This is a genomic window from Cellulomonas gelida (genome assembly GCF_006538725.1).
GTDB lineage: Bacteria > Actinomycetota > Actinomycetes > Actinomycetales > Cellulomonadaceae > Cellulomonas > Cellulomonas gelida.
Genome location: NZ_BJLQ01000010.1, coordinates 1 through 20,340 on the forward strand (window position 1 = coordinate 1; position 20,340 = coordinate 20,340).

Annotated in this window: 16 protein-coding genes; 5 read left to right on the plus strand and 11 right to left on the minus strand. The window is 75.0% G+C overall.

Annotated features, from left to right (window positions below; translation table 11 throughout):
• Positions 1 to 16: 16 nt before the first annotated feature.
• The 4 genes from CGE01nite_RS06315 to nirB are packed head-to-tail and all read right to left on the minus strand — an operon-like array spanning position 17 to position 5,404.
• Positions 17 to 1,159: a uroporphyrinogen-III synthase gene (locus tag CGE01nite_RS06315; RefSeq protein WP_141369692.1), complete on the minus strand. Its 1,143-nt coding sequence runs from the start codon at positions 1,157 to 1,159 to the stop codon at positions 17 to 19.
• Positions 1,156 to 2,436 (minus strand): uroporphyrinogen-III C-methyltransferase, encoded by a 1,281-nt coding sequence (gene cobA, locus CGE01nite_RS06320; RefSeq protein ID WP_048344297.1) that lies wholly within the window; start codon positions 2,434 to 2,436, stop codon positions 1,156 to 1,158. The genes CGE01nite_RS06315 and cobA overlap by 4 nt, the downstream gene beginning before the upstream one ends.
• Positions 2,433 to 2,858: a nitrite reductase small subunit NirD gene (gene nirD / locus CGE01nite_RS06325; protein WP_141369695.1), complete on the minus strand. Its 426-nt coding sequence runs from the start codon at positions 2,856 to 2,858 to the stop codon at positions 2,433 to 2,435. Before nirD ends, cobA begins: the two co-directional genes overlap by 4 nt.
• The gene (gene nirB / locus CGE01nite_RS06330) at positions 2,855 to 5,404 is read right to left on the minus strand and encodes a nitrite reductase large subunit NirB (RefSeq protein WP_304364754.1); all 2,550 of its coding nucleotides are present in this window, start codon (positions 5,402 to 5,404) and stop codon (positions 2,855 to 2,857) included. Before nirB ends, nirD begins: the two co-directional genes overlap by 4 nt.
• 266 nt (positions 5,405 to 5,670) lie before the next feature.
• Between nirB and CGE01nite_RS06335 the strand changes: the two genes are divergently transcribed.
• From CGE01nite_RS06335 to CGE01nite_RS06350, 4 genes are all read left to right on the plus strand, one after another.
• Positions 5,671 to 6,216 carry a DUF1697 domain-containing protein gene (locus tag CGE01nite_RS06335; RefSeq protein ID WP_141369699.1) on the plus strand — a complete coding sequence of 182 codons (546 nt, stop codon included), beginning with the start codon at positions 5,671 to 5,673 and terminating at the stop codon, positions 6,214 to 6,216.
• 64 nt (positions 6,217 to 6,280) lie between these two features.
• Positions 6,281 to 7,261 carry an ABC transporter ATP-binding protein gene (locus tag CGE01nite_RS06340; RefSeq protein WP_048344300.1) on the plus strand — a complete coding sequence of 327 codons (981 nt, stop codon included), beginning with the start codon at positions 6,281 to 6,283 and terminating at the stop codon, positions 7,259 to 7,261.
• On the plus strand, positions 7,258 to 8,493 hold the full coding sequence (locus CGE01nite_RS06345; protein WP_141369701.1) for an ABC transporter permease: 1,236 nt from the start codon (positions 7,258 to 7,260) through the stop codon (positions 8,491 to 8,493). Before CGE01nite_RS06340 ends, CGE01nite_RS06345 begins: the two co-directional genes overlap by 4 nt.
• Before the next feature lie 29 nt (positions 8,494 to 8,522).
• A complete protein-coding gene (locus CGE01nite_RS06350; protein WP_141369703.1) occupies positions 8,523 to 8,969 on the plus strand; it encodes an HIT family protein in 447 nt (148 codons plus the stop codon).
• A 17-nt stretch (positions 8,970 to 8,986) separates the two neighbouring features.
• On the opposite strand, the gene CGE01nite_RS06355 is transcribed toward CGE01nite_RS06350, so the two are convergent.
• Complete coding sequence (locus CGE01nite_RS06355; protein WP_141369704.1) at positions 8,987 to 9,454, minus strand: hypothetical protein; 468 nt, start codon at positions 9,452 to 9,454, stop codon at positions 8,987 to 8,989.
• A 207-nt stretch (positions 9,455 to 9,661) separates the two neighbouring features.
• On the opposite strand from CGE01nite_RS06355, the gene CGE01nite_RS06360 reads away from it, so the two are divergent.
• On the plus strand, positions 9,662 to 11,272 hold the full coding sequence (locus tag CGE01nite_RS06360) for a molybdopterin-dependent oxidoreductase (protein WP_141369705.1): 1,611 nt from the start codon (positions 9,662 to 9,664) through the stop codon (positions 11,270 to 11,272).
• Positions 11,273 to 11,293: 21 nt separating this feature from the next.
• On the opposite strand, the gene CGE01nite_RS06365 is transcribed toward CGE01nite_RS06360, so the two are convergent.
• The 6 genes from CGE01nite_RS06365 to CGE01nite_RS06390 all read right to left on the minus strand — a co-directional run bounded on the left by CGE01nite_RS06365 (position 11,294) and on the right by CGE01nite_RS06390 (position 20,330).
• Positions 11,294 to 15,445, minus strand: a complete 4,152-nt coding sequence (locus tag CGE01nite_RS06365) for a bifunctional nitrate reductase/sulfite reductase flavoprotein subunit alpha (RefSeq protein ID WP_141369707.1) — start codon at positions 15,443 to 15,445, stop codon at positions 11,294 to 11,296.
• Positions 15,446 to 15,455: 10 nt separating this feature from the next.
• Positions 15,456 to 16,844, minus strand: a complete 1,389-nt coding sequence (locus tag CGE01nite_RS06370; protein ID WP_048341518.1) for an MFS transporter — start codon at positions 16,842 to 16,844, stop codon at positions 15,456 to 15,458.
• Between the two features lie 138 nt (positions 16,845 to 16,982).
• Positions 16,983 to 18,242: an ATP-binding cassette domain-containing protein gene (locus CGE01nite_RS06375; RefSeq protein WP_141369709.1), complete on the minus strand. Its 1,260-nt coding sequence runs from the start codon at positions 18,240 to 18,242 to the stop codon at positions 16,983 to 16,985.
• Entirely contained in the window at positions 18,239 to 19,066 is an 828-nt protein-coding gene (locus tag CGE01nite_RS06380) for an ABC transporter permease (protein WP_082156140.1), read from the minus strand. The genes CGE01nite_RS06375 and CGE01nite_RS06380 overlap by 4 nt, the downstream gene beginning before the upstream one ends.
• Positions 19,063 to 19,929 carry a molybdate ABC transporter substrate-binding protein gene (gene modA, locus CGE01nite_RS06385; RefSeq protein WP_141369711.1) on the minus strand — a complete coding sequence of 289 codons (867 nt, stop codon included), beginning with the start codon at positions 19,927 to 19,929 and terminating at the stop codon, positions 19,063 to 19,065. Before modA ends, CGE01nite_RS06380 begins: the two co-directional genes overlap by 4 nt.
• Positions 19,926 to 20,330 carry a TOBE domain-containing protein gene (locus CGE01nite_RS06390; RefSeq protein WP_141369713.1) on the minus strand — a complete coding sequence of 135 codons (405 nt, stop codon included), beginning with the start codon at positions 20,328 to 20,330 and terminating at the stop codon, positions 19,926 to 19,928. The genes modA and CGE01nite_RS06390 overlap by 4 nt, the downstream gene beginning before the upstream one ends.
• Between the last annotated feature and the right edge of the window lie 10 nt (positions 20,331 to 20,340).

The following is a 20,340-nucleotide window of genomic DNA, read 5'->3' on the forward strand; positions in this document are numbered from 1 at the left end:
GCGGGTGGCGTCTCGCTCACGAGACCGCCAGCTCGAGCCGGTAGCCGCGCTTGACGACCGTGCGGATCAGTCCGCGCGAACCGGTCGCCTCGCGCAGCCGGGCGATCGCGACCTCGGCGGCGTGCGGGTCGCGCGAGTCGCCCGGCAGCGCCGCGAGCACCTGGTCGCGCGGGACCACGGAACCGCGCGCGTGCGCGAGCAGCCGCAGGATCTCCAGGCCCGTGGGCGTCAGGGGCAGCACGCGGTCGCCGAGCACGGCCGCGCCGCGATAGACGCGCAGCGGGCCAGCGATCGTCTCGAGCGCCTCGAGCCCGCCGTAGTGGTTGACGATGAGCCGCACGAGCGAGCCGAGCCGGCCACGGTCGGGGATCAGCGGCTCGATCCCGCGCTCCTGCAGCGGCAACGCGGTCACGGGCCCGACCGCCGCCATCACGACCGAACCCTCCCGGCACCGCTCCACGACGGCCTCGACCACGCCCTGCTCGTCGGCCGCGGCGAGCCACGCGGCCGCCCCCGGCGCGGACGTGAACGCGACCGCGTCCACCTCCCCGACGGCGACCGCCCGGACGGACGCCGCCACGGCGGCCGGGTCAGGCGGCGGCCCCCACCGGTAGACGACGAGGCTGCGCACCCGAGCGCCCGCGGCCGCGAACGCCGCGTCGAGCCCGTCGGACCCCGCACCGTGGTGCTGCACGACGACGTCCCGGCCGGTCACGCCCTCGTCGAGCAGGACCTGGGCGACCTCCGCGCTCGTCTCTGACTCGGCGACCCAGTCGGGGATGAGCCCCGCCGCCTGGATCGCGCCGCGCGCCTTCGGGCCACGCGCGACGATCCGCGCGCCGCGCAGCGCCTCGACGAGCTCGTCGGCGAGACCCGCGGCGTCCGCGGCCTCGACCCAGCCGCGGAAGCCGATGCCCGTCGTCACGACGACCGTGTCGGGCGGGTCCGCGATCACGTCCCGCGTCGCCGCCAGGAGCGCGGCGTCGTCGATGTTCGGGATCATCCCGAGCGCGGCGGCGTGCCGGACGCTCGCGCCCCGCCGGGTCAGGGCTGCGGTCAGCTCGCTCGAGCGGCGGTCCGCGGTGATGAGCACGACGCAGCCGGCCAGGGTCTGGTCGATCCCGGGGTCGGTCGTCGTGCTCGTGGTCGCGGCGCTCACCACGCCATTGTGCGGTCTGTGAGGTCGGGTGCACCGGGTGAGTCCACGGGCCGGGGCTCGAGGAGCCCTTCGGCCGCGACCTCACCCAGGACGAGCACCGCCGGGGCCTTGACGCCCTCCGCGAGCGCGGTGGCCTCCAGGGTCGCGAGCGTGGCCCTCGTGACGCGCTGCGTGGGCGTGGTGGCGCGCTCGACGACCGCCACCGGCGTCGTCGGCGCGACACCGAACTCCAGCGCGCGTCCCGCGAGCTCACCGAGTGCGGAGACGCCCATGAGCACGACGACCGTGCACGTCGCGTCGCGCAGGCCCACCAGGGCGGCCTGCGACCACCCGTCGTGCCCGTTCATCACGTGCAGTGCGCCGACGGTCCCGCGGTGCGTGAGCGGGATCCCCGCGGCGGCCGGCGCCGCGAGCGCCGAGCTCACTCCCGGGACGACCGTGACCGGCACGCCCGCCGCGCGGCACGCCAGGACCTCCTCGCCCCCGCGTCCGTAGACGAACGGGTCGCCGCCCTTGAGCCGCACGACGACCCGCCCGCGCTTCGCCTGCTCGACGAGGATCCGCCCGATCTCGTGCTGCGGCACCGGGTGGTGCCCAGGCGTCTTGCCCACGTCGATGATCTCGACGTCCGGCGCGAGCTCGTCGAGCACCTCGACCGGCCCGAGCCGGTCGGTCACCACGACGTCGGCCTCCGCGAGCGCGCGCCGACCTGCGAGCGTGAGCAGCCCGACGTCGCCGGGTCCCCCGCCGACGAGCACCACGCGACCGGCGTCGCGCGCGCGCCTGCCCCGGACGTCGACATGACCCTCGCGCAGGTGGTCGGCCAGCACGTCGCGGACCTTCTCCGCGAGCGCGTCACGCACCGCCGCCGTGCGACCCGGGTCGGGCGCACCGGTCGAGACGACGCCCACGAGGACGTCGCCGAGGCTCGTCGTCGCCGGGGTGCGCGCGGTGCCGCCCGCCACGCGGCCCGCGTGCACGCAGAACACGCGTCGCTGCGCGGCCCACTCGGCCACCTGGTCGTCCGTCGCGCCGTCCCCCGTGGCGGTGAGCACGAGCCACGCGTCGTCGAGGTCCTGCTCGCGGACCTCGTGCGACTTCCACTCCACCTGGCCCCAGCGGTGCGCGTCGCGCAGCGGCTCGCACAGCGCGGGCGCGACGACGAGCACGCGCGCGCCGTCGGCGACGAGCGCCTGCACCCGGCGCGCGGCGACGGGACCGCCGCCGACGACGAGGACACGGCGGCCCGTCAGGTCCAGCCCGAGCATCGTCGTCATGCGTCACCCCCTGCCGCCTGGCCGGTGGTCGGGGCCGGCTCGCCGATCTCGACGATCCCATCGACCACCCGGACGGCCCAGGCCCGAAGGTCCGGGGCGAGGCCGCGGACGGGGCTCTTGCCGACCGGGTCCAGGCACGCACCGGTCCGGAGGTCGAAGACCTGCTTGTGCATCGGGGAGGCGACGGTGGGCACGACCTCGTCGTGCACGTGGCGTGTCCCGACGATGCCGCGCGAGAGCACGTACGCGCCGCAGAACGGGTCCTGCTGCTGCACGGCCAGCACCGTGTCGTCGACCAGCCGGAACAGCGCGACCTGGTCGTCGCCGACGAGGGCCGCAGCGCCGCGCTCGGGGACGAGGTCCTCGAGGCGGCACACCGCCGTCCAGGTCGTCGTCGTGGGCAGGGTGTCCAGGACGGTCATGCGCGCACCTCCAAGGTGGTTCCGGCGACGAGGACGGGCTCGCCGCGGTCCGCGGCCGCGCGCTCGTCGGCGGTGGCGGGCCGGGCCTGGCCCCGCTCGGGGACGTAGGCCAACGAGGGGTCGGCGGTCTGCGGGGCGTTGACGAACGAGGCGAACCGGCGCAGCTTCTCGGGGTCCTCCAGGGTCGCCCGCCACTCGTCCTCATACTCCTCGACGTGCCGGGCCATCTGCGCGTCGAGATCCGCGGCGATGCCGAGCGAGTCCTCGAGGACGACCGCGCGGACGCCGTCGAGCCCGCCCTCGACCTCGTCCACCCAGGGCGCGGTGCGCTGCAACCGGTCGGCGGTGCGCACGTAGTACAGCAGGAACCGGTCGATCGTCCGGATCAGCGTCTCGGTGTCGAGGTCCTCGGCCAGCAGGCGCGCGTGCCGCGGCGTGAACCCGCCGTTGCCGCCCACGTACAGGTTCCAGCCCTTGTCCGTGGCGATCACGCCGACGTCCTTGCCGCGCGCCTCGGCGCACTCGCGCGCGCAGCCCGAGACACCGAGCTTGATCTTGTGCGGGCTGCGCAGCCCCCGGTAGCGCAGCTCGAGGAGGACCGCGAGCGCGACCGAGTCCTGCACGCCGAACCGGCACCACGTGGAGCCCACGCAGGACTTCACGGTGCGCAGCGACTTGCCGTACGCGTGCCCGGACTCGAAACCCGCGTCCACGAGGCGCTGCCAGATGAGCGGGAGCTGGTCGATCCGCGCGCCGAACAGGTCGATCCGCTGGCCGCCCGTGATCTTGGTGTAGAGCCCGAAGTCCTGCGCGACGGCGCCGATCGCGATCAGCCCCTCGGGCGTGACCTCACCGCCCGGGATGCGCGGGACCACCGAGTAGGAGCCGTCCTTCTGGAGGTTGGCCATCACGTGGTCGTTGGTGTCCTGCAGCGCGGCCCGCTCGCCCTCGAGGACGTGCGCGGGTGCGGTCGTCGCGAGGATCGAGGCGACCGCGGGCTTGCAGATGTCGCACCCGCGGCCGGCCGCGTCCGTGCCGAACCGCGCGACGACCTCGGTGAACGAGACCAGTCCGGCGACGCGGACGGCGTCGTAGAGCTGTGCGCGGGACAGCGCGAAGTGCTCGCACAGGGCCGACGAGACCGTGATGCCCTGCTTCGCGAGCTCGGTGCCGACGAGCTTCTTGACCAGCGGGAGGCACGAGCCGCACGACGTGCCCGCCTTCGTGCACGCCTTGACCGCACCCACGTCGGTGCAGCCGTGCTCGGTCACCGCGCCGCGGATCGCACCCGCGCTGACGTTGTTGCACGAGCACACGCTCGCGTCGTCGGGCAGCTCCAGGTCGGGTGCGCCCCCGCCCTCGGGGAGCAGGTATGCCGCCGGGTCGCCGGGGAGCTCACGGCCGAGCATCGGCCGCAGGCTCGCGTACGCCGACGCGTCACCGACGAGCACGCCGCCGAGCAGCGTGCGCGCGTCGTCGGACAGGACGAGCTTCTTGTAGACGCCCGCGACCGGGTCCGCCCAGACGACCTCGAGCGCGCCGGGCGTGGTGCCGAACGCGTCCCCGAAGCTCGCGACGTCGACGCCCGCGAGCTTGAGCTTGGTGGCCGTGTCGGCACCGGGGAACTGCGCCGCGCCGCCCAGCAGCCGGTCGACCGCGACCTCGGCCATCGCGTAGCCCGGCGCGACCAGGCCGATGCACTGGTCCTGGATGCACGCGACCTCGCCGACGGCCGAGACGTCCGGGTCGCTCGTGAGGCACGCGTCGTCGACGACGACACCGCCACGCTCGCCGATCAGCAGGCCCGCGTCCCGCGCGAGCTCGTCACGCGGCCGGACCCCGGCCGCCACCACGACGACGTCCGCGTCGACGCGGCCCCCGTCGGCCAGGTCGAGACGTCCGACCCCGCCGCGACGGTGCGCGCGGATCCGCGTCGTCATGGCGTTGAGCCGCACGCCCACGCCCAGGCCGTTGATCAGCCGACGCAGCGCCTCACCGCCGCCCAGGTCGATCTGCGTCGACATCAGGTGCGTGCCGACCTGCAGCACCGTCGCCTGCGCACCCAGCGCCCGCAGCGCGCCCGCGGCCTCCAGCCCGAGCAGCCCGCCGCCGAGCACCGCGCCCCGCACGACGGGCTTCGTCGCGCGGAGCTTCTCGACGTACCCGCGCAGCGCCGCGACGTCGTCGACCGTGCGGTACACGAACACGCCCTCGAGGTCCGCGCCCTCCACGGGCGGCACCCAGGCCGACGAGCCCGTCGCCAGGACCAGGTGGTCGTAGTGCTCGGTGCGGCCGCGCTGCGTGGTGACGGTCCTGGCCACCCGGTCGATCGCGACGACCTTGTCGTCGCGGCGCAGCGAGACCAGCGGGTCGTCCCACAGCGTCGCGTCGCCGAGCGCCAGGTCGTCGGCGTCGCGGCCCGAGAAGTAGCTGGTCAGGGCGACGCGGTCGTACGGCCGGCGTGGCTCCTCGGCCAGGACGGTGATGCGCCAGCGGCCGTCGGCGTCACGGTCGCGCATGGCCTCGACGAGGCGCTGCGCCACCATGCCGCCGCCGACGACGACGAGGTGCTTGCTCACGAGGGGCTCCGTCCGACGGGTGACGACTACCTCACCGACGGTACGAACGGCGTGTTTCCGGCAGACGTGTCCACGCGTTTCCCCACCGCAACCTTTCTCGCACACCCGCGGCGGTCGCCGTGTGAGACGAGGCGTCCGTCCGCGACGGCCGCGGCCGGGTGACCGGTACGGCACGGCTGCGTATCGTCGCCCTGGCGGGGGCGCGGGTGGTGCCGAGGACGAGGAGGACGGCTGTGGAGCACGAGGTCGTGGTGGGCCTGCTGCGGGCCGTGAACGTGGGTGGGCGCAAGCTGACCTCCGCGCAGCTGCGCGGGACGGCCGAAGGGCTCGGGTACACCGAGGTGAAGACGTACGTGAACTCGGGCAACGTCGTGCTCGTCTCGCCGCACGGCGCCGCGCAGGTCGCCGACGAGCTCGGCGCGGCGCTCACCGCCGAGGCGGGCTTCGCCGTGCCGGTGATCACCCGCACCGCCCAGCAGTGGCACGCGATCGTCGAGGCGCTGCCGCTGCGCGACGAGGCGACGGACGACCCGACGCACGTCGTCCTGGTGACCTGGGACGGGCCCGTGGCCGCGACCGCGGCGGACTTCGACGCGACGCGGTACGGCCGCGAGCGTCTGGAGTGGCGGGACAGCGAGCTGTACGCGCACTACTGCGACGGCCAGGGCCGGTCCAAGCTGACCCTGCCGGTCCTCGAGAAGGCGGCCGGTCGGCGCGGGACCGCGCGCAACTGGAACACCGTGCTCGCGCTCGACGCGCTCGCCCAGGAACGGGTGTGACCTGGGGACGCGCCGCGGCCGGCTGCCTTGGCATCCGCGGCGGTCGTCTGATGGGATCGAGGCCATGTCCCAGCTGAGCATCGACTCCTTGTCCAAGGCGTACGGGCCGGTCCAGGCCCTGCGCGACATGTCGTTCGAGGTACGCGCGGGCGAGATCTTCGGCTTCGTCGGGTCCAACGGCGCAGGCAAGTCGACGACGATGCGGATCGTCCTCGGCGTGCTCGCCGCCGACTCGGGCGAGGTGCGCTGGGACGGGCGCCCGCTGGACCTGCACGTCCGCCGGCGCATCGGGTACATGCCCGAGGAGCGCGGGCTCTACCCGCGGATGCGCGTCGGCGAGCACCTGGTGTACCTCGCACGCCTGCACGGGATGTCGAGGACCGCGGCCGTCGCGGCGATGGAGCACTGGACGGACGTGCTGGGCATCGACGCGCGCCGCGGGGACGAGGTGCTCAAGCTCTCGCTCGGCAACCAGCAGCGCGTCCAGCTCGCGGCGGCGCTCGTGCACTCCCCCGACATCCTCGTGCTGGACGAGCCGTTCTCCGGCCTCGACCCCGTCGCGGTCGACGTCATGAGCCAGGTGCTGCGCGACCAGGCCGCGGCCGGGGTCCCGGTGATGTTCTCCTCGCACCAGCTCGAGCTCGTCGAGCGGCTGTGCGACCGCGTCGGGATCGTGCGCGCGGGTTCGATGGTGGCCGTGGGTGGCATCGACGAGCTGCGCAGCACGCCCGAGCGCAGGTGGGAGGTCGACGGGCCTGCGCCCGACGACTGGCTCGCGCGCGTGCCCGCCGCGCGCCTGGTGTCCTCCGAGCCCGCGTCGGGGTCCTCGGCCGGCACCGGCGCAGCGCGACGCAGCGTCGTCGAGGTCGCGAACCCCGACCTCGCGGATGTCGACCAGGAGCTCCTCGCCGCCGCGCTCGCCGCCGGTCCGGTGCGCGAGTTCGCCCGCGTCCGTCCGTCCCTCGTCGAGCTGTACCGGCACGTCGTCTCGAGCGACGAGTCCCCCGCCGCGTCCGACCGCACCCCCGCCGAGGTGACCGCATGAGCACGCCCTCCACGCGCCCGTCGCCCGCCACGACCGGCGAGCTCAGCACGGGCGCCGCGATCCGGCTCGTCGCCGGCCGGGAGATCTCGACCCGGGTCCGCACGAAGGCGTTCCTGTGGACGACCGCACTCTTCGTGGTCGCCGTCGTGCTGGGCGGCGTGCTGCTCAACGCCGTCAGCGGCCAAGGGCCCGACGCCACGCACGTCGGCTTCACCCCGGACGCCTCGGCCGCGGCGAGCGCCTTCGAGGCGACCGCGACCGGGATGGGCGTGACGGTCGAGACCAGCGACGTCGCCGACGCCGCCGCGGCCGAGAAGGGCCTGCGCGACGGCGACCTCGACCTCGTCGTGACGGCTGTCGACCCGACGCTCGACGTGCAGGTGAAGGCCGCCGTCGACCAGACGATGCAGCCCGTGCTCGCGGCGTTCGCGCAGCAGCTGGCGCTCGCGTCCGCCGTCACCGACCTCGGCGGCGACCCGGCCGACGTCTCCGGTCAGATCGCGCAGGCGGCCCCGCAGGTCTCGGCGCTCGAACCCGAGCCCGCGCGCGACGGCGGCCAGATCGTCGCGGGCTACCTCGCCGGCATCCTGCTGTTCATCTCGCTGATGACCGCGGGCCAGCTCGTCGCGCAGGGCGTGGTCGAGGAGAAGTCGAGCCGGGTCGTCGAGCTGCTGCTCGCGACCCTGCGCCCCGCGCAGCTCATGGCCGGCAAGGTGCTCGGCATCGGCGTGGTCGGCCTGCTGCAGGTCGCGCTGGTCGTCGCCGCGGGCGCGGGGACGGCCACGGCGCTCGGCCTGCTCGACTCGTCGTCGCTCGACCTGGGCACCACCGCGCTCTGGGCCCTCGTGTGGTTCGTCGTCGGGTTCGCGATGTACGCGCTCGTCCTCGGGGCGCTCGGCGCGCTCGTCTCGCGCCAGGAGGACGTCGGCTCGGTCATCGGGCCCGTCACGACGCTCATGATCGTCCCGTACGTCATCGGCATCTCGATCCTGCCGTGGGACCCGACGAACTCGCTGGCCACGTCGCTGTCGTACGTGCCGTTCTGCTCGCCGATGCTCATGCCCATGCGCATCGCGCTGGGCGTGGCGGAGACGTGGGAGGTGCTGCTCGCGCTCGGCCTGTCGATCGCGCTGGTGCCCGTGCTCGTCTGGCTGGCCGGGCGGATCTACTCGGGCGCCGTGCTCCACTCGGGTGGCCGCATGAAGGTCCGGGAGGCCCTGCGCCGCGCCTGACGGCCTGCCGCGCGGGCTAGTTTGAGCCCATGGCGACGCTCTTCTCGAAGATCATCGACGGCGACATCCCCGGACGGTTCGTGTGGGCCGACGACGTGTGCGTGGCGTTCGCGACGATCGCGCCCATCACCGACGGCCACGTGCTCGTCGTCCCGCGCGCGGAGATCGTCGAGCTCACGGACGCCCCGGACGACGTGCTCGCGCACCTCGCGGTCGTCGCACGCACGATCGGCTCGGCCCTCCAGGCCGAGTGGGACGCGCCGCGGGCCGCGCTGCTCGTCGCGGGGTTCGAGGTCCCGCACCTGCACCTGCACGTGCTCCCGGCGTGGGACGAGGCCAGCCTGACGTTCGCCAACGCGCGCACCGACGTCCCGGCGGACGCGCTCGACGCCGCGGCCGAGCGCGTGCGGACCGCGCTGCGGTCGGCCGGGCAGGGCGCGCACGTCCCACGCGCGCTGGGGTCACCCGCGCTCTGACCCGACCCGCGGCCCGGTCAGGACCGGGCGTGAGCCGTCACGGGTGTGATCGGGGTGCGCAGGGCGAGCGTCGGGCGCAGCGAGCCGACCACCGAGCGCAGGACGATCGTCGCGGTCAGGACGGGCAGCGCGAGCAGCAGCATCCCGGCCGGCACCTCCACGAGCGCCGCGGGGGCGCCCGGGCCCGCCGACGCGACGGCGAGCACGGCGCACGCCAGGAGGGTCGCCAGCGAGCTCCACAGCCACGACACCTGGCGCAGCAGGGCGGTCGGCAGCACGTGCCCGACGAGCACGACCACGACGAGCCACGCGAGGCCGCGCGCGACGCCCACCCACGCGTCGAGGTCCCACGTCGAGCCCGCGAACGAGCCCATGGCCGTCAGCCACGCGCCAGTGCTCAGCCCGAGCGCCACGGCGTGCTTGGCGCCGTCGGCCGCGAGCGCGCGGGTGGTCGGTCGGTCCGGTCGCGTGCGCCGCTGCCTCATGTCGCCATCCTGGCGGCCCCCGCGGTACGGCGTCTGCCCGTTCGCGACGCGACTCCGCTCACACTCCGTCTCGCTCTCAGCTCGTGGACCACCGCGTGTCCGCACCACCGCCCGTCCGCACCACCGCCCGTCCGCACCACCGTGCGTCCGGAGATCGGCACCCGCGAACCCCTGGCCTTCGCGCTGTTCTCGCCGGAGCATGAGGGCATGACGACAGCGGCACCGCCCGGGCCGACGCGGGCTCCGGCCGGGCCGCGGCACGCGCCGGTCTGGGCCGCCGCGTTCGCGGGGCTGGCGGCCGGGATCGTGACCGTCGGGGTGGGCGCGCTCGTCGCGGTCGTCGCCGGGGCGTCGACCGACCCTCTGGTCGCCGTCGGCTCCGCGTTCGTCGACGAGACCCCCACCTGGCTCAAGGACTTCGCGGCCTCGACGTTCGGCACCGCGGACAAGGCCGTGCTGATGATCGGCGAGGTCGTCGTGCTGGCCGCCCTGGCGGCGCTCGCCGGGGTGCTCGCCGCGCGCCGGTGGGTGTGGGGCGCCGCGGTGGTCGTCGTCCTGGGGCTCGTCGCGATGGCGGCGGCGCTCGGGCGGCCGGACGCGTCGTGGACGGCGATGGTGCCGTCCCTCGCGGGGACGGTCGCCGGGCTGTGGACGCTCAAGGCCCTCGTCGACCGCCTCCCGCGTGAAGCGGCCCGGGGGACGCGCCGTGGGGCGACGGACGGTGAGGTCCCGGGCGATCGGGCCGGTGCGGCCGGGCCCGACCGGCGCCGGTTCCTGCAGGCGGCGGGCGCGGCGACCGCGCTCGGGCTCGTCGGCGTCGCGGTCGGGCGGGTCGCGGGTGCCGCGGGCCGCGCCGTGACCGCGGTGCGGGACACGATCCGGCTCCCCGCGGCGCGCGTCACCGCGGCCCCCGTCCCCGCGGGCGTGCAGGTCGAGGGCGTCGGGCCGTGGGCCACGCCGCCCGACGACTTCTACCGGATCGACACCGCGCTCGTCGTGCCGCAGGTCGACCCGACCACCTGGACGCTGCGCGTGCACGGGCTCGTCGAGCGGGAGGTCGAGCTCACGTGGGACGAGCTGCTCGCGTCCGACCTCGTCGAGGCGTGGGTGACGCTGTGCTGCGTGTCGAACCCGGTCGGCGGCGACCTCGTCGGGAACCAGAAGTGGCTCGGGCTGCCCGTCCGTGAGCTGCTGGCCCGCGCCCGACCCACCGGCGACGCCGACATGGTCCTGTCCCGCAGCGCCGACGGCTGGACCGCGTCCACGCCGCTGACGGCCCTCACCGACGAGCGCGACGCGCTGCTCGCGGTGGGGATGGGTGGCGCACCGCTGCCCGTCGAGCACGGGTTCCCCGTGCGGCTCGTCGTCCCGGGCCTGTACGGGTACGTGTCCGCGACGAAGTGGGTCACCGAGCTCGAGGTGACGCGCTTCGCGGACGCCACGGCGTACTGGACGGACCGCGGGTGGTCGCCGCGCGGGCCGGTCAAGACGCAGTCGCGCATCGACGTGCCGCGCGACGGGGCCCAGCTCGACGCGGGCGAGGTCGTCGTCGCCGGGACGGCGTGGGCGCAGCACCGCGGGATCACGCGCGTGCAGGTGCAGGTGGACCGCGGACCGTGGCAGGACGCGACCCTTGCCGAGTCCGGCGGCATCGACTCGTGGCGGCAGTGGAGCTGGAGGTGGACGGTCGACGAGCCGGGCCGGCACGAGCTGCGCGTCCGGGCGTTCGACCCCGACGGCCCGCAGACGGGTGCGGTCGCCGACGTGGTGCCCGACGGGGCGACCGGGTACGACTTCGTCCAGGTGTCGGTGGGCTGACCGCGCGGCGCCCTGCCGCCGTCAGTACACGTCCCGCACGTAGCGGCGCGTCGTCGTCAGGTCCTTCACGTAGGCCGCCGCGGCCTCCTCGCTCATCGCCCCGTGCGTCGCGACGACGTCCCGCAGCGCGACGTCCACGTCCTTCGCCATGCGCGAGGCGTCCCCGCACACGAAGAACGACGCGCCGTCCTCGAGCCACGCCCACAGTCGTGCGCCGTGCTCGCGCATCCGGTCCTGCACGTAGACCTTCGAGCGCTGGTCCCGCGAGAACGCGGTGTCGAGCCGGTCGAGGGTGCCGTCCGCCACGTGCCGCGACAGCTCGTCGCGGTAGTAGAAGTCGGTGCTGCGGTGCTGCTCGCCGAAGAACAGCCAGTTGCGGCCCGTGTGCCCGGCCGCCGCACGGTCTGCGAGGAACCCGACGAACGGCGCGACACCCGTGCCCGGGCCGACCATGATCGCGGGCACGTCCGCCGCGGGCGGGTGGAAGTGCGCGCTCGGCTGGACGTGCACCGGGACGAGCGTGTCCAGCGGCGCGTCGGCCAGGAACGTCGAGCAGACACCCCCGCGCGCGGCCCCCGATGGGGACGCGTAGCGGACCACCGACATCGTGAGCGTCACGCGCCCGGGTGTGACCCGCGCGCTCGACGAGATCGAGTACTGCCGCGGCGCGAGCCGGCGCAGGGCGCCCACGAGGTCCGCCGCGGCGACGTCCGGCGCGAGGTCGGCGACGACGTCGACCGCCTGCCGGCACCAGGTCCACCGGGCGAGGTCGCTGCCGCTGCCCGGCCGCAGGAGGCGCCGCAGCTCGGCACTCCCGGAGTGCTCGGCCACGAGCGTGAGCAGGTCGTGCGAGACGCGGCTGATGTCGAGCTCACTGGTCAGCGCGTCCCGCAGGCGCAGCGCGCGCCCCTCGACCTCGACGTCCTGGTCCGGGTCCCAGCCCGTGACCGCGAGCCACTCGTCGACGAGCGCGCTCGCGTTCGTCGGACGGACCGCCAGGGCGTCTCCCGCGCGATAGCTGACCTCGCGCGGGCTGTCCGCGACGTCGAGGACGATCTCGCGCACCTCCTTGGCCGAGCCAGGCATTGACAGCAGCCGGTTCCCGACGAGTCGTGCGACCCCGGGTCGCTGCCGGGTCGCACGCGCCGGCGCGGCCGGGGCCTGCGTGGCCACGCCCGGCGTGGCGCGCGCGGGCTCCGGCGATGCGGGCTCCTCCCCGGCCAGGGCGTGCACGACCGCGTCGATCCAGGCGTGCGCGCGCTCGTCGTCGCCGGGCTCGACGTCGCTGCGGTCGACGAGCCGCGTCGCCCCCAGCTCCTCCAGCCGGTGGTCGAGCCGGCGCCCGTGGCCGCAGAACCGGTCGTAGCTCGAGTCGCCGAGCGCGAGCACCGCGAACCGCGAGCCGTCGAGCCGGCGTGCGTCGGGGGACGCGACCGCCTCCCAGAACGCGGCACCGTTGTCGGGTGCGTCGCCGTCGCCGAACGTGCTCGTGACCAGCACGAGGTCCGCGCCGGTCGGCAGGTCGGCGGGCAGGCAGTCGTCCATCGCGAGGCAACGGGGGGCCAGACCCGCCGCACCCAGCCGCTGGGCGGCGGCCGCCGCGAGGTCCTCGGCGGTGCCCGTCTGCGACGCCCACAGCACGACGACCTGCCGGACCCGCGCAGCGTCGCCGCCGCCGTCGCCGGTGCGGCGTGCGTGCGCGTCCGGGGTGCGGGAGAACAGGCCCGCGAGCAGGCCGTCCACCCACAGGGCCTGGTGGGGGTCGAGCGGCGCGGTCGTCGGGAGCACCGGGGTGCCGGGCGCTCCCCCGCCGAGCCCCGCGAGGAAGCCGGCGAGGTAGCGGCGCTGGTCGTCGCCGAGCGTGGGCGGGGCGAGACCGTCGAGGCCCAGCGCCGCGCCCAGCGCACGGATCGCCACCGCGCCCGGCGTGAGGCCGCCCCGCGTCACCGTGTCGGCAGGCTCGCCCGGCGGGGCCGCCACGGGCGTGACGGCGACCGCGCACACCTTGAGCTCGGGCTGGAACGACAACGGGTCCACGGCGTCGCTGGTCACGGCGTTCACGGCGAGGTACTCCCCGAACAGGTCGTTCCAGTGGAACGGTGCGAACAGCGCACCCGGTCGCACCCGGTCGGTGACGACCGCGGGCAGCACCGCGCGCCCTCGTCGGGACGCGATCTCCACCTGCGTGCCGTCGTGCACGCCGAGCGCCTCGGCGTCGGACGGGTGCAGCTCGACGAAGGGGCCGGGCGCGAGCTTGGTGAGCTTGGCGACCTTGCCGGTCTTCGTGAGCGTGTGCCACTGGTGCTGCACGCGACCGGTGTTGAGGACGAACGGGTAGTCGTCGTCCGGGAGCTCGGCGGCGGGCAGGTGCGGCCGCGCGTGGAACTGGGCACGGCCCGTCGGGGTCGGGAAGTGCAGGCGAGGACGGGTGCCGTCGGGGCGCTCGAGCAGCGGCTGGCTCACGCCGTCGTTGAGGTACCGGATCGGGTTCCGACGTGGCGCGTCGGGCGCCGCGGGCCACTGCACCGAGCCCTCGCGCAGGCGCTCGTACGTGACGCCGCGCAGGTCGTAGCCGGTCCGTGGGTTGGCGAACCGGCGCAGCTCGGCGAACACCTCCTCGGACGACGAGTAGTCGAAGCCCTCGTAGCCCATCGCGGTCGCGACGCGAGCGATGAGCTGCCAGTCCGGCAACGCGTCGCCCGGCGGGCGCAGCGCAGCGCGCGCGAGGGTGAGGTTGCGCTCGGAGTTGACCATCACGCCGTCGGACTCCGACCACAGCGCACCCGGCAGCACGACGTCGGCATACGCGTTGGTCTCGGTGTCGGCGAACGCGTCCTGCGTGACGACGAGCTCGGCGCGCTCGAGCCCCTCGATGACCGTGCGCCGGTTGCCGACCGACGCGACCGGGTTGGTGCACACGATCCAGCACGCCTTGATCTCCCCCGCCGCCATGCGCTCGAACAGGTCGACCGTCCCGCGCCCGGTGAAGTCGGCCCGCAGCGTGCCGGGGGCGAGCCCCCACACGTCCTCGACGAAGGCCCGGTCGTCGGCGTCGAGGATCGAGCGCTGACCCGGCAGTCCCGGACCCATGTAGCCCATCTCGCGGCCGCCCATCGCGTTCGGCTGACCCGTCAGCGAGAACGGGCCGGACCCGGTGCGGCAGATCGCGCCCGTCGCGAGGTGCAGGTTGACCAGGGCGTTCGTGTTCCAGGTGCCGTGCGTCGACTGGTTGAGGCCCATCGTCCAGCAGGACACCCAGCTCGACGCGCCCGCGATCATCGCGGCAGCGGCCCGCAGGTCCGCCTCGGCGACGCCGGTCAGCCGCGCGACCTCGTCGGCCGGGTAGTCCTCGAGCAGGGCCTCGAGCGCGTCCCAGCCGTCCGTGTGCTCGGCGACGAACTCCTCGTCGAGCCCGCCGGCCTCCACGACGAGCCGCAGCAGCCCGTTGAGCAGCGCGATGTCGGTACCGGGCTGCACCTGCAGGAAGAGGTCCGCCTTGTCGGCCGTCGCCGTAAGGCGAGGGTCGACGACGATGAGCTTCGCGCCCGCCTTGACGCGGTCGAGCAGGCGCAGGAACAGGATCGGGTGGCAGTCGGCCATGTTCGCGCCGATGACGAGGAAGACGTCGGCGTGATCGAGGTCGTCGTACGACCCGGGCGGCCCGTCCGCGCCGAGCGAGAGCTTGTACCCCGTGCCCGCGCTGGCCATGCACAGCCGCGAGTTCGACTCGATCTGGTGCGTGCGCACACACCCCTTCGCGAGCTTGTTCGCGAGGTACTGCGCCTCCAGGCTCATCTGACCCGAGACGTAGAACGCGAGCGCGTCGGGGCCGTGCGTCTCGACCACGTCGCGCAGCCGGCGCGCGACGAGCTCGATCGTGTCGTCGAGGTCGGCGCTCTCGAGCGCGGCCCCGCGTTCCGGCCGGACCAGCGCGGTCGTCGCGCGGCCGCCCGCGGCGAGCATGTCCGCGCTCGTCGCGCCCTTGGTGCAGAGCCGGCCGGCGTTCGCGGGGTGGGACCGGTCGCCGCGTGCCGCGCGCGCCACGCGGTTGCCCTCGTCGTCGCACGCGACGTCGAGGACGATGCCGCAGCCGACACCGCAGTAGGAGCACACCGTCGCGACCTGCTCGAGCGACGGCGTGCTCCCCCGCGCAGCGGTGGTGGTGGTCGTCAAGTGCCGGCTCTCAGATGCTCGTCCGGCCGAACGCGGACCCGCGGCGCGAGTAGACCGCCCAGGTCACCAGCGCCATCACCGCGTACATCCCGACGATGACCCACAGCGCGGCCTGGATGTTGCCGGTCGCCGAGGTCGAGATCGCGAAGCCGCGCGGGATGAGGAACCCGCCGAACGCCCCGACGGCACCCGCGATGCCCAGGCATCCCGCAGCGGCCCGTGCGCGCCGCGTCCGGTCCTCGTCGTCCGTGGCGCCGTGCCGGAAGACCGCCGGGATCATGCGGTAGACCGACCCGTTGCCGGCCCCCGTCGCGACGAACAGCACGAGGAACGACGCGAGGAACGCCCCGAAGCTGTGCGAGCGCAGCGCGAAGATCGCGCTGACGACCCCCGCCGCCATGACCGCGAACGCGGCGATCGTGACCCGCGCGCCGCCGAGCTTGTCCGCGAGCGTGCCGCCGAGCGGGCGGGCGACCGAGCCGACGAGCGCCCCGAGGAACGCGACGGACGCGGTGACCTCGGGGAACGTGCCCTTGAGCAGCGTCGGGAACACCCCCGAGAAGCCGATGAACGAGCCGAACGTGCCGATGTAGACGAACGAGATGATCCACGTGTGCCGCTGCCGCGCGGCCACGCCGTACGAGCGCGGGTCGGACTTCGCACTCGACAGGTTGTCCATCCACCGCCAGGCCAGCACGGCCGCGAGGATCGCGAGGGGCACGAACATCAGGCCCGCGCGCTCGAGCGCGACGCCCGCTCCGGCCACGATCACGAGCGGCACCGCGAGCTGCACCGCGGCGGTCCCGAGGTTGCCGCCCGCCGCGTTGAAGCCGAGTGCGCGGCCCTTCTCACGGTCCGGGTAGAAGAACGAGATGTTCGCCATCGAGGACGCGAAGTTGCCGCCGCCCACGCCCGCGAGCGCCGCGACGCCCAGCAGCACGCCGAACGACGTGTCCGGGTTCTGCACGACCACCGCGAGGCTGATCGTCGGGACGAGCAGGAGCAGCGCGGACACGATCGTCCAGTTGCGGCCACCGAACACCGGCACCGCGAACGTGTACGGGATGCGCAGCGTGGCGCCCACGAGGCTGGGCACCGCGATGAGCCAGAACATCTGGTCGACGCTGAGCACGAACCCGGCCTCGGGGAGCTGGGGCACGACGATGCTCCACAGCGCCCAGACGGCGAAGCCGAGGAACTCGGCGAAGATCGACAGGACCAGGTTCCGCCGGGCGACGAACCGACCGACGGCCGTCCACTGCCCCTCGTCCTGCGGGTTCCAGCCGTCGATCCAGCGGCCGGGACGGTGGACGAGCGGGGCGCCTGGTGCGGCGACGCCGGGCGGGACGGGTGCGGGAGTCGACGCCTGCGGGTCGACGGTCACGAGCGGCTGCGCCATGGGGGCCTCCGGGGCTCGGTGGGGGCTCGGACGTCCCTGACGCTAGGAACAGGATGTTTCGGCCCCGGTGGTCCCGCTGTTGCGTCGCGGGAACCTTTCGCGCACGAGTCGGGCGGTGCGCGTGTGAGAAGTCGGGCGTCAGACGGACCGCGCGCGCACGTCCGCGGCGTCGACGCGCAGGGTCAGCGCGGTGCCCGGCCGCAGGTCGAGCGCCACCGCGCTCGCCGCCGCGACGTCGACCAGCACGTCGTCGGTGGTCCGTACGCGCAGCCCGCGTGGCCCCCGCTCGACGTCCACCACCACGGCGGACCACACCAGCCCGCCCGCCCCGCCGCCCTCGTCACCGGCGGACCCGGTCGCTCCGCTCCCCACGATCCGCACGTCGCCGGGCGAGAACGTGAGCTGCAGCTCACTGTGGGTGGAGAAAGTCACGCCAGGCGACGCTTTCTCCACCCACTGCGCCATACCGCCACCGCTGAGGGTGAGGTCGAGCGAGGGCGAGCGAAGGAGCCGGGGCGCGCCCGCGCGGGTGGTGGGGCCGGCGGCGGCCGGGGTGGTCGGGGTGGTCAGCGTGACGCGCAGCAGGTTGAGGTCGGCGAGGGCGGCGGTGAACGGGTGCACCGGGTCGGTCAGGACCGTGACCGGGTCGCCCTGCTCGACCACGATGCCGTCGTGCAGCACGACGACGTGGTCGGCGAGCGCGAGCACGTCCACGACGTCGTGCGTGACCAGCACGGTCGGGACGCGCGTCGCGCGCACGTGCTCGCGGACCACGTCGCGCAGCTCCGCCGCGGTGCGCACGTCGAGCTGGGCGAACGGCTCGTCGAGCAGCAGCGCGTCCGGGCGGGCCGCGAGCGCGCGCGCGAGGGCCACACGCTGCCGCTGGCCCCCGGACAGCTCGTCGGGCCGACGACGCTGCAACGTCCCCAGGCCGACGGCCTCGATCCACCCACGCGCCTCGTCGTGCGCCGGGCCCGCACGCATCCCCGCGGCCCGCGGCCCGAACGCGACGTTCTCCAGGACGTCCAGGTGCGGGAACACGAGCGGGTCCTGGCCCAGCAGCCCCACCGCACGCCGAGCGACGGGCACCTGCACGGCAGGCTCGAGACCGTCCGGAGCTGCGGCCCCGGTCCTGCCGGCACCCGCTCCGCCCCGAGTCAGCACCCGGCCCCCCACGCTCACGTGGCCGCTCTCGACCCCCAGCGTGCCCGCGACCAGCGCCAGGAGGGTGGACTTGCCCGCTCCGTTCGGCCCGAGCACCGCGGTGACCCGCCCGGGCTCGACGGTCAGCGCCGCCGCGAGCTCGAACGAGCCGCGACGCACGCCGACGTCCGCGACGAGCGTCCCCGGCTCGCGGGAGCGTGCGGCGTGACGGCGTGGCCGGTCGAGTCGCCTCATGCGCTGCCCATCCGGCCCGGCCGCCACGCGCGCGCGACCAGCAGCACCGCGACCGCGGCCACCACGAGCAGCAGCGACAGCGCGACTGCCGCGCCCTGCGTCACGCCCGCGCCGTTGAACGCGGCGTAGATCGCGAGCGGCATCGTCTGCGTGACGCCGGGGGTGTTGCCCGCGAACAGGGCGGTCGCCCCGAACTCGCCGAGCGCCCGCGCGAAGCACAGCACGGTCCCGGCGAGCAGGCCCGGCGCGGCGAGCGGCAGGGTCACGCGGCGCAGTGTCGTCCAGCGCCCCGCGCCGAGCGTCGCGGCGACCGTCTCGTACCGCGTGCCCGAGGTGCGCAGCGCACCCTCGAGCCCGAGCACGAGGAACGGCATCGCGACGAACACCTGCGCGATCACCACGGCCGTGGTCGTGAACGGGATCGTGACGCCGAACCACGCGTCGAGCGACCGCCCGACGAGGCCACGCCGCCCGAGCAGGTACAGCAGCGCGATCCCCCCGACGGTGGGCGGCAGGACGAGCGGCAGCGTCACGAGCGCGCGCAGCACGTCGGCGCCCCAGCCCGACGCCCGCGCGAGCAGGAGGGCGAGCGGCACGCCCAGCAGCAGGCAGCACGCAGTCGCGACGAGCGAGGTGCCGAGCGACAGCGCGAGCGCCTGGCGGGCGGCGGTCGAGGTGACGTCGGCGGGCAGCGTCGACCAGTCGGCGCGCACGACGAGCGCGACCACCGGCAGCACGAGCAGCGCGACCGCGAGCGCGGCGGGCACCCACAGCAGGCGGGGTGCGCTCGTCGTGGGCCGCACGTCGATGCCGCGAGGTGTCACGGTGCCGGTGTGAAGCCGCGCGCCGTCAGCAGCGCCTGACCCTCGGACGACAGCACGAAGTCGACGAACGCCGCCGCGGCGCCGGGTGCGGCGGCGCCTCGCAGCACCGCGACCGGGTACTCGTTGACGGCGTCCGCGGACTCGGCGAAGTCGACGCCCTCGACCGCGTCGCCGGCCCTGAGCACGTCCGTGCGGTAGACCAGCCCCGCGTCCGCCTCGCCCTCGCGGACCTTGGTCAGCACCGCGGTCACGTTCTGCTCGAGGCTGGCGGGCGCGAGCGCGACGTGCGCCGCGTCGAGGACAGCGGCCGCGGCCTTGCCGCACGGGACCTCGGCCGCGCAGACCACGACCTTGCCGCCGGCCCCGGCGAGCGCGCCGAGGTCGGCGAGCGAGCCCACGTGGTCGGGGTTGCCGGGGGGCACGACGATCTGCAGCGTGTTGGTCGTGACGACGGTCGGCTCGCCCTCGACCAGCCCCTCGTCGACGACGTCCTGCATGCTCGCGCGGTCGGCCGTCGCGAGCACGTCCGCGCGGGCGCCCTCCGCGAGCTGCGTGGCGAGCGTCGAGGAGCCGTCGTAGGTGACGGGTGCGAACGTCACCGCCGGGTGCTCGGCCACGAACGCCGCCGCGAGCTCGTCGAGCACGGGCTCGAGCGACGCGGCCGCGAAGACCGTCACCTCGCCGGACAGCGTGTCGGCGGAGGCGGTCGCGGAGGCGGACGACGCCGCAGCACGCGCGCCACCGCCGGGCGTCGCCTCGCCACCGACGCCGCCCGCCGACGAGCCGCAGCCCGCGAGCGCGAGCAGCGCGACGCCCGCGGCGATCGTCGCGACCACGCCGCGCGAGCCGACGGGGCGCGTCACCGGGCACCCCCGGGCGTCTCGACGAGCACCGTCGTGGCCTTGACCACCGCCGACGCGCGTGAGCCGACCTCGAGGCCGAGCTCGCGGACCGCCTCGCTCGACATGAGCGAGACCACGCGGAACGGCCCGCACTGCAGCTCGACCTGCGCCATGACCGTGTCGGCCGTGATCGCGGTGACGAGCCCGGCGAACCTGTTGCGGGCCGACGAGCGGTGCGCCGCCGGGTCGTCGGGCGCGGCCGCGCGCCCGACCGCGAACGCCGCGAGGTCCGCGCCGACGACCACGGCCCGTCCCGCAGGGTCGGTGGTCGCGGGCAGCGCCCCCGCCTCGACCCAGCGACGCACGGTGTCGTCGCTCACGCCGAGCAGCTCGGCCGCCTCGCTGATCCGGAAATGCGCCACGGAGAGCACT

Excerpts from the sequence above, each read along its gene's own strand:
- cobA (WP_048344297.1), bottom strand. The coding sequence starts at position 2,436 with ATGACGACGATGCTCGGGCTGGACCTGACGGGCCGCCGTGTCCTCGTC.
- nirD (WP_141369695.1), bottom strand. The coding sequence starts at position 2,858 with ATGACCGTCCTGGACACCCTGCCCACGACGACGACCTGGACGGCGGTG.
- nirB (WP_304364754.1), bottom strand. The coding sequence starts at position 5,404 with ATGGTGGCGCAGCGCCTCGTCGAGGCCATGCGCGACCGTGACGCCGAC.
- CGE01nite_RS06340 (WP_048344300.1), top strand. The coding sequence starts at position 6,281 with ATGTCCCAGCTGAGCATCGACTCCTTGTCCAAGGCGTACGGGCCGGTC.
- CGE01nite_RS06345 (WP_141369701.1), top strand. The coding sequence starts at position 7,258 with ATGAGCACGCCCTCCACGCGCCCGTCGCCCGCCACGACCGGCGAGCTC.
- CGE01nite_RS06350 (WP_141369703.1), top strand. The coding sequence starts at position 8,523 with ATGGCGACGCTCTTCTCGAAGATCATCGACGGCGACATCCCCGGACGG.
- CGE01nite_RS06355 (WP_141369704.1), bottom strand. The coding sequence starts at position 9,454 with ATGAGGCAGCGGCGCACGCGACCGGACCGACCGACCACCCGCGCGCTC.
- CGE01nite_RS06360 (WP_141369705.1), top strand. The coding sequence starts at position 9,662 with ATGACGACAGCGGCACCGCCCGGGCCGACGCGGGCTCCGGCCGGGCCG.
- CGE01nite_RS06370 (WP_048341518.1), bottom strand. The coding sequence starts at position 16,844 with ATGGCGCAGCCGCTCGTGACCGTCGACCCGCAGGCGTCGACTCCCGCA.
- CGE01nite_RS06375 (WP_141369709.1), bottom strand. The coding sequence starts at position 18,242 with ATGAGGCGACTCGACCGGCCACGCCGTCACGCCGCACGCTCCCGCGAG.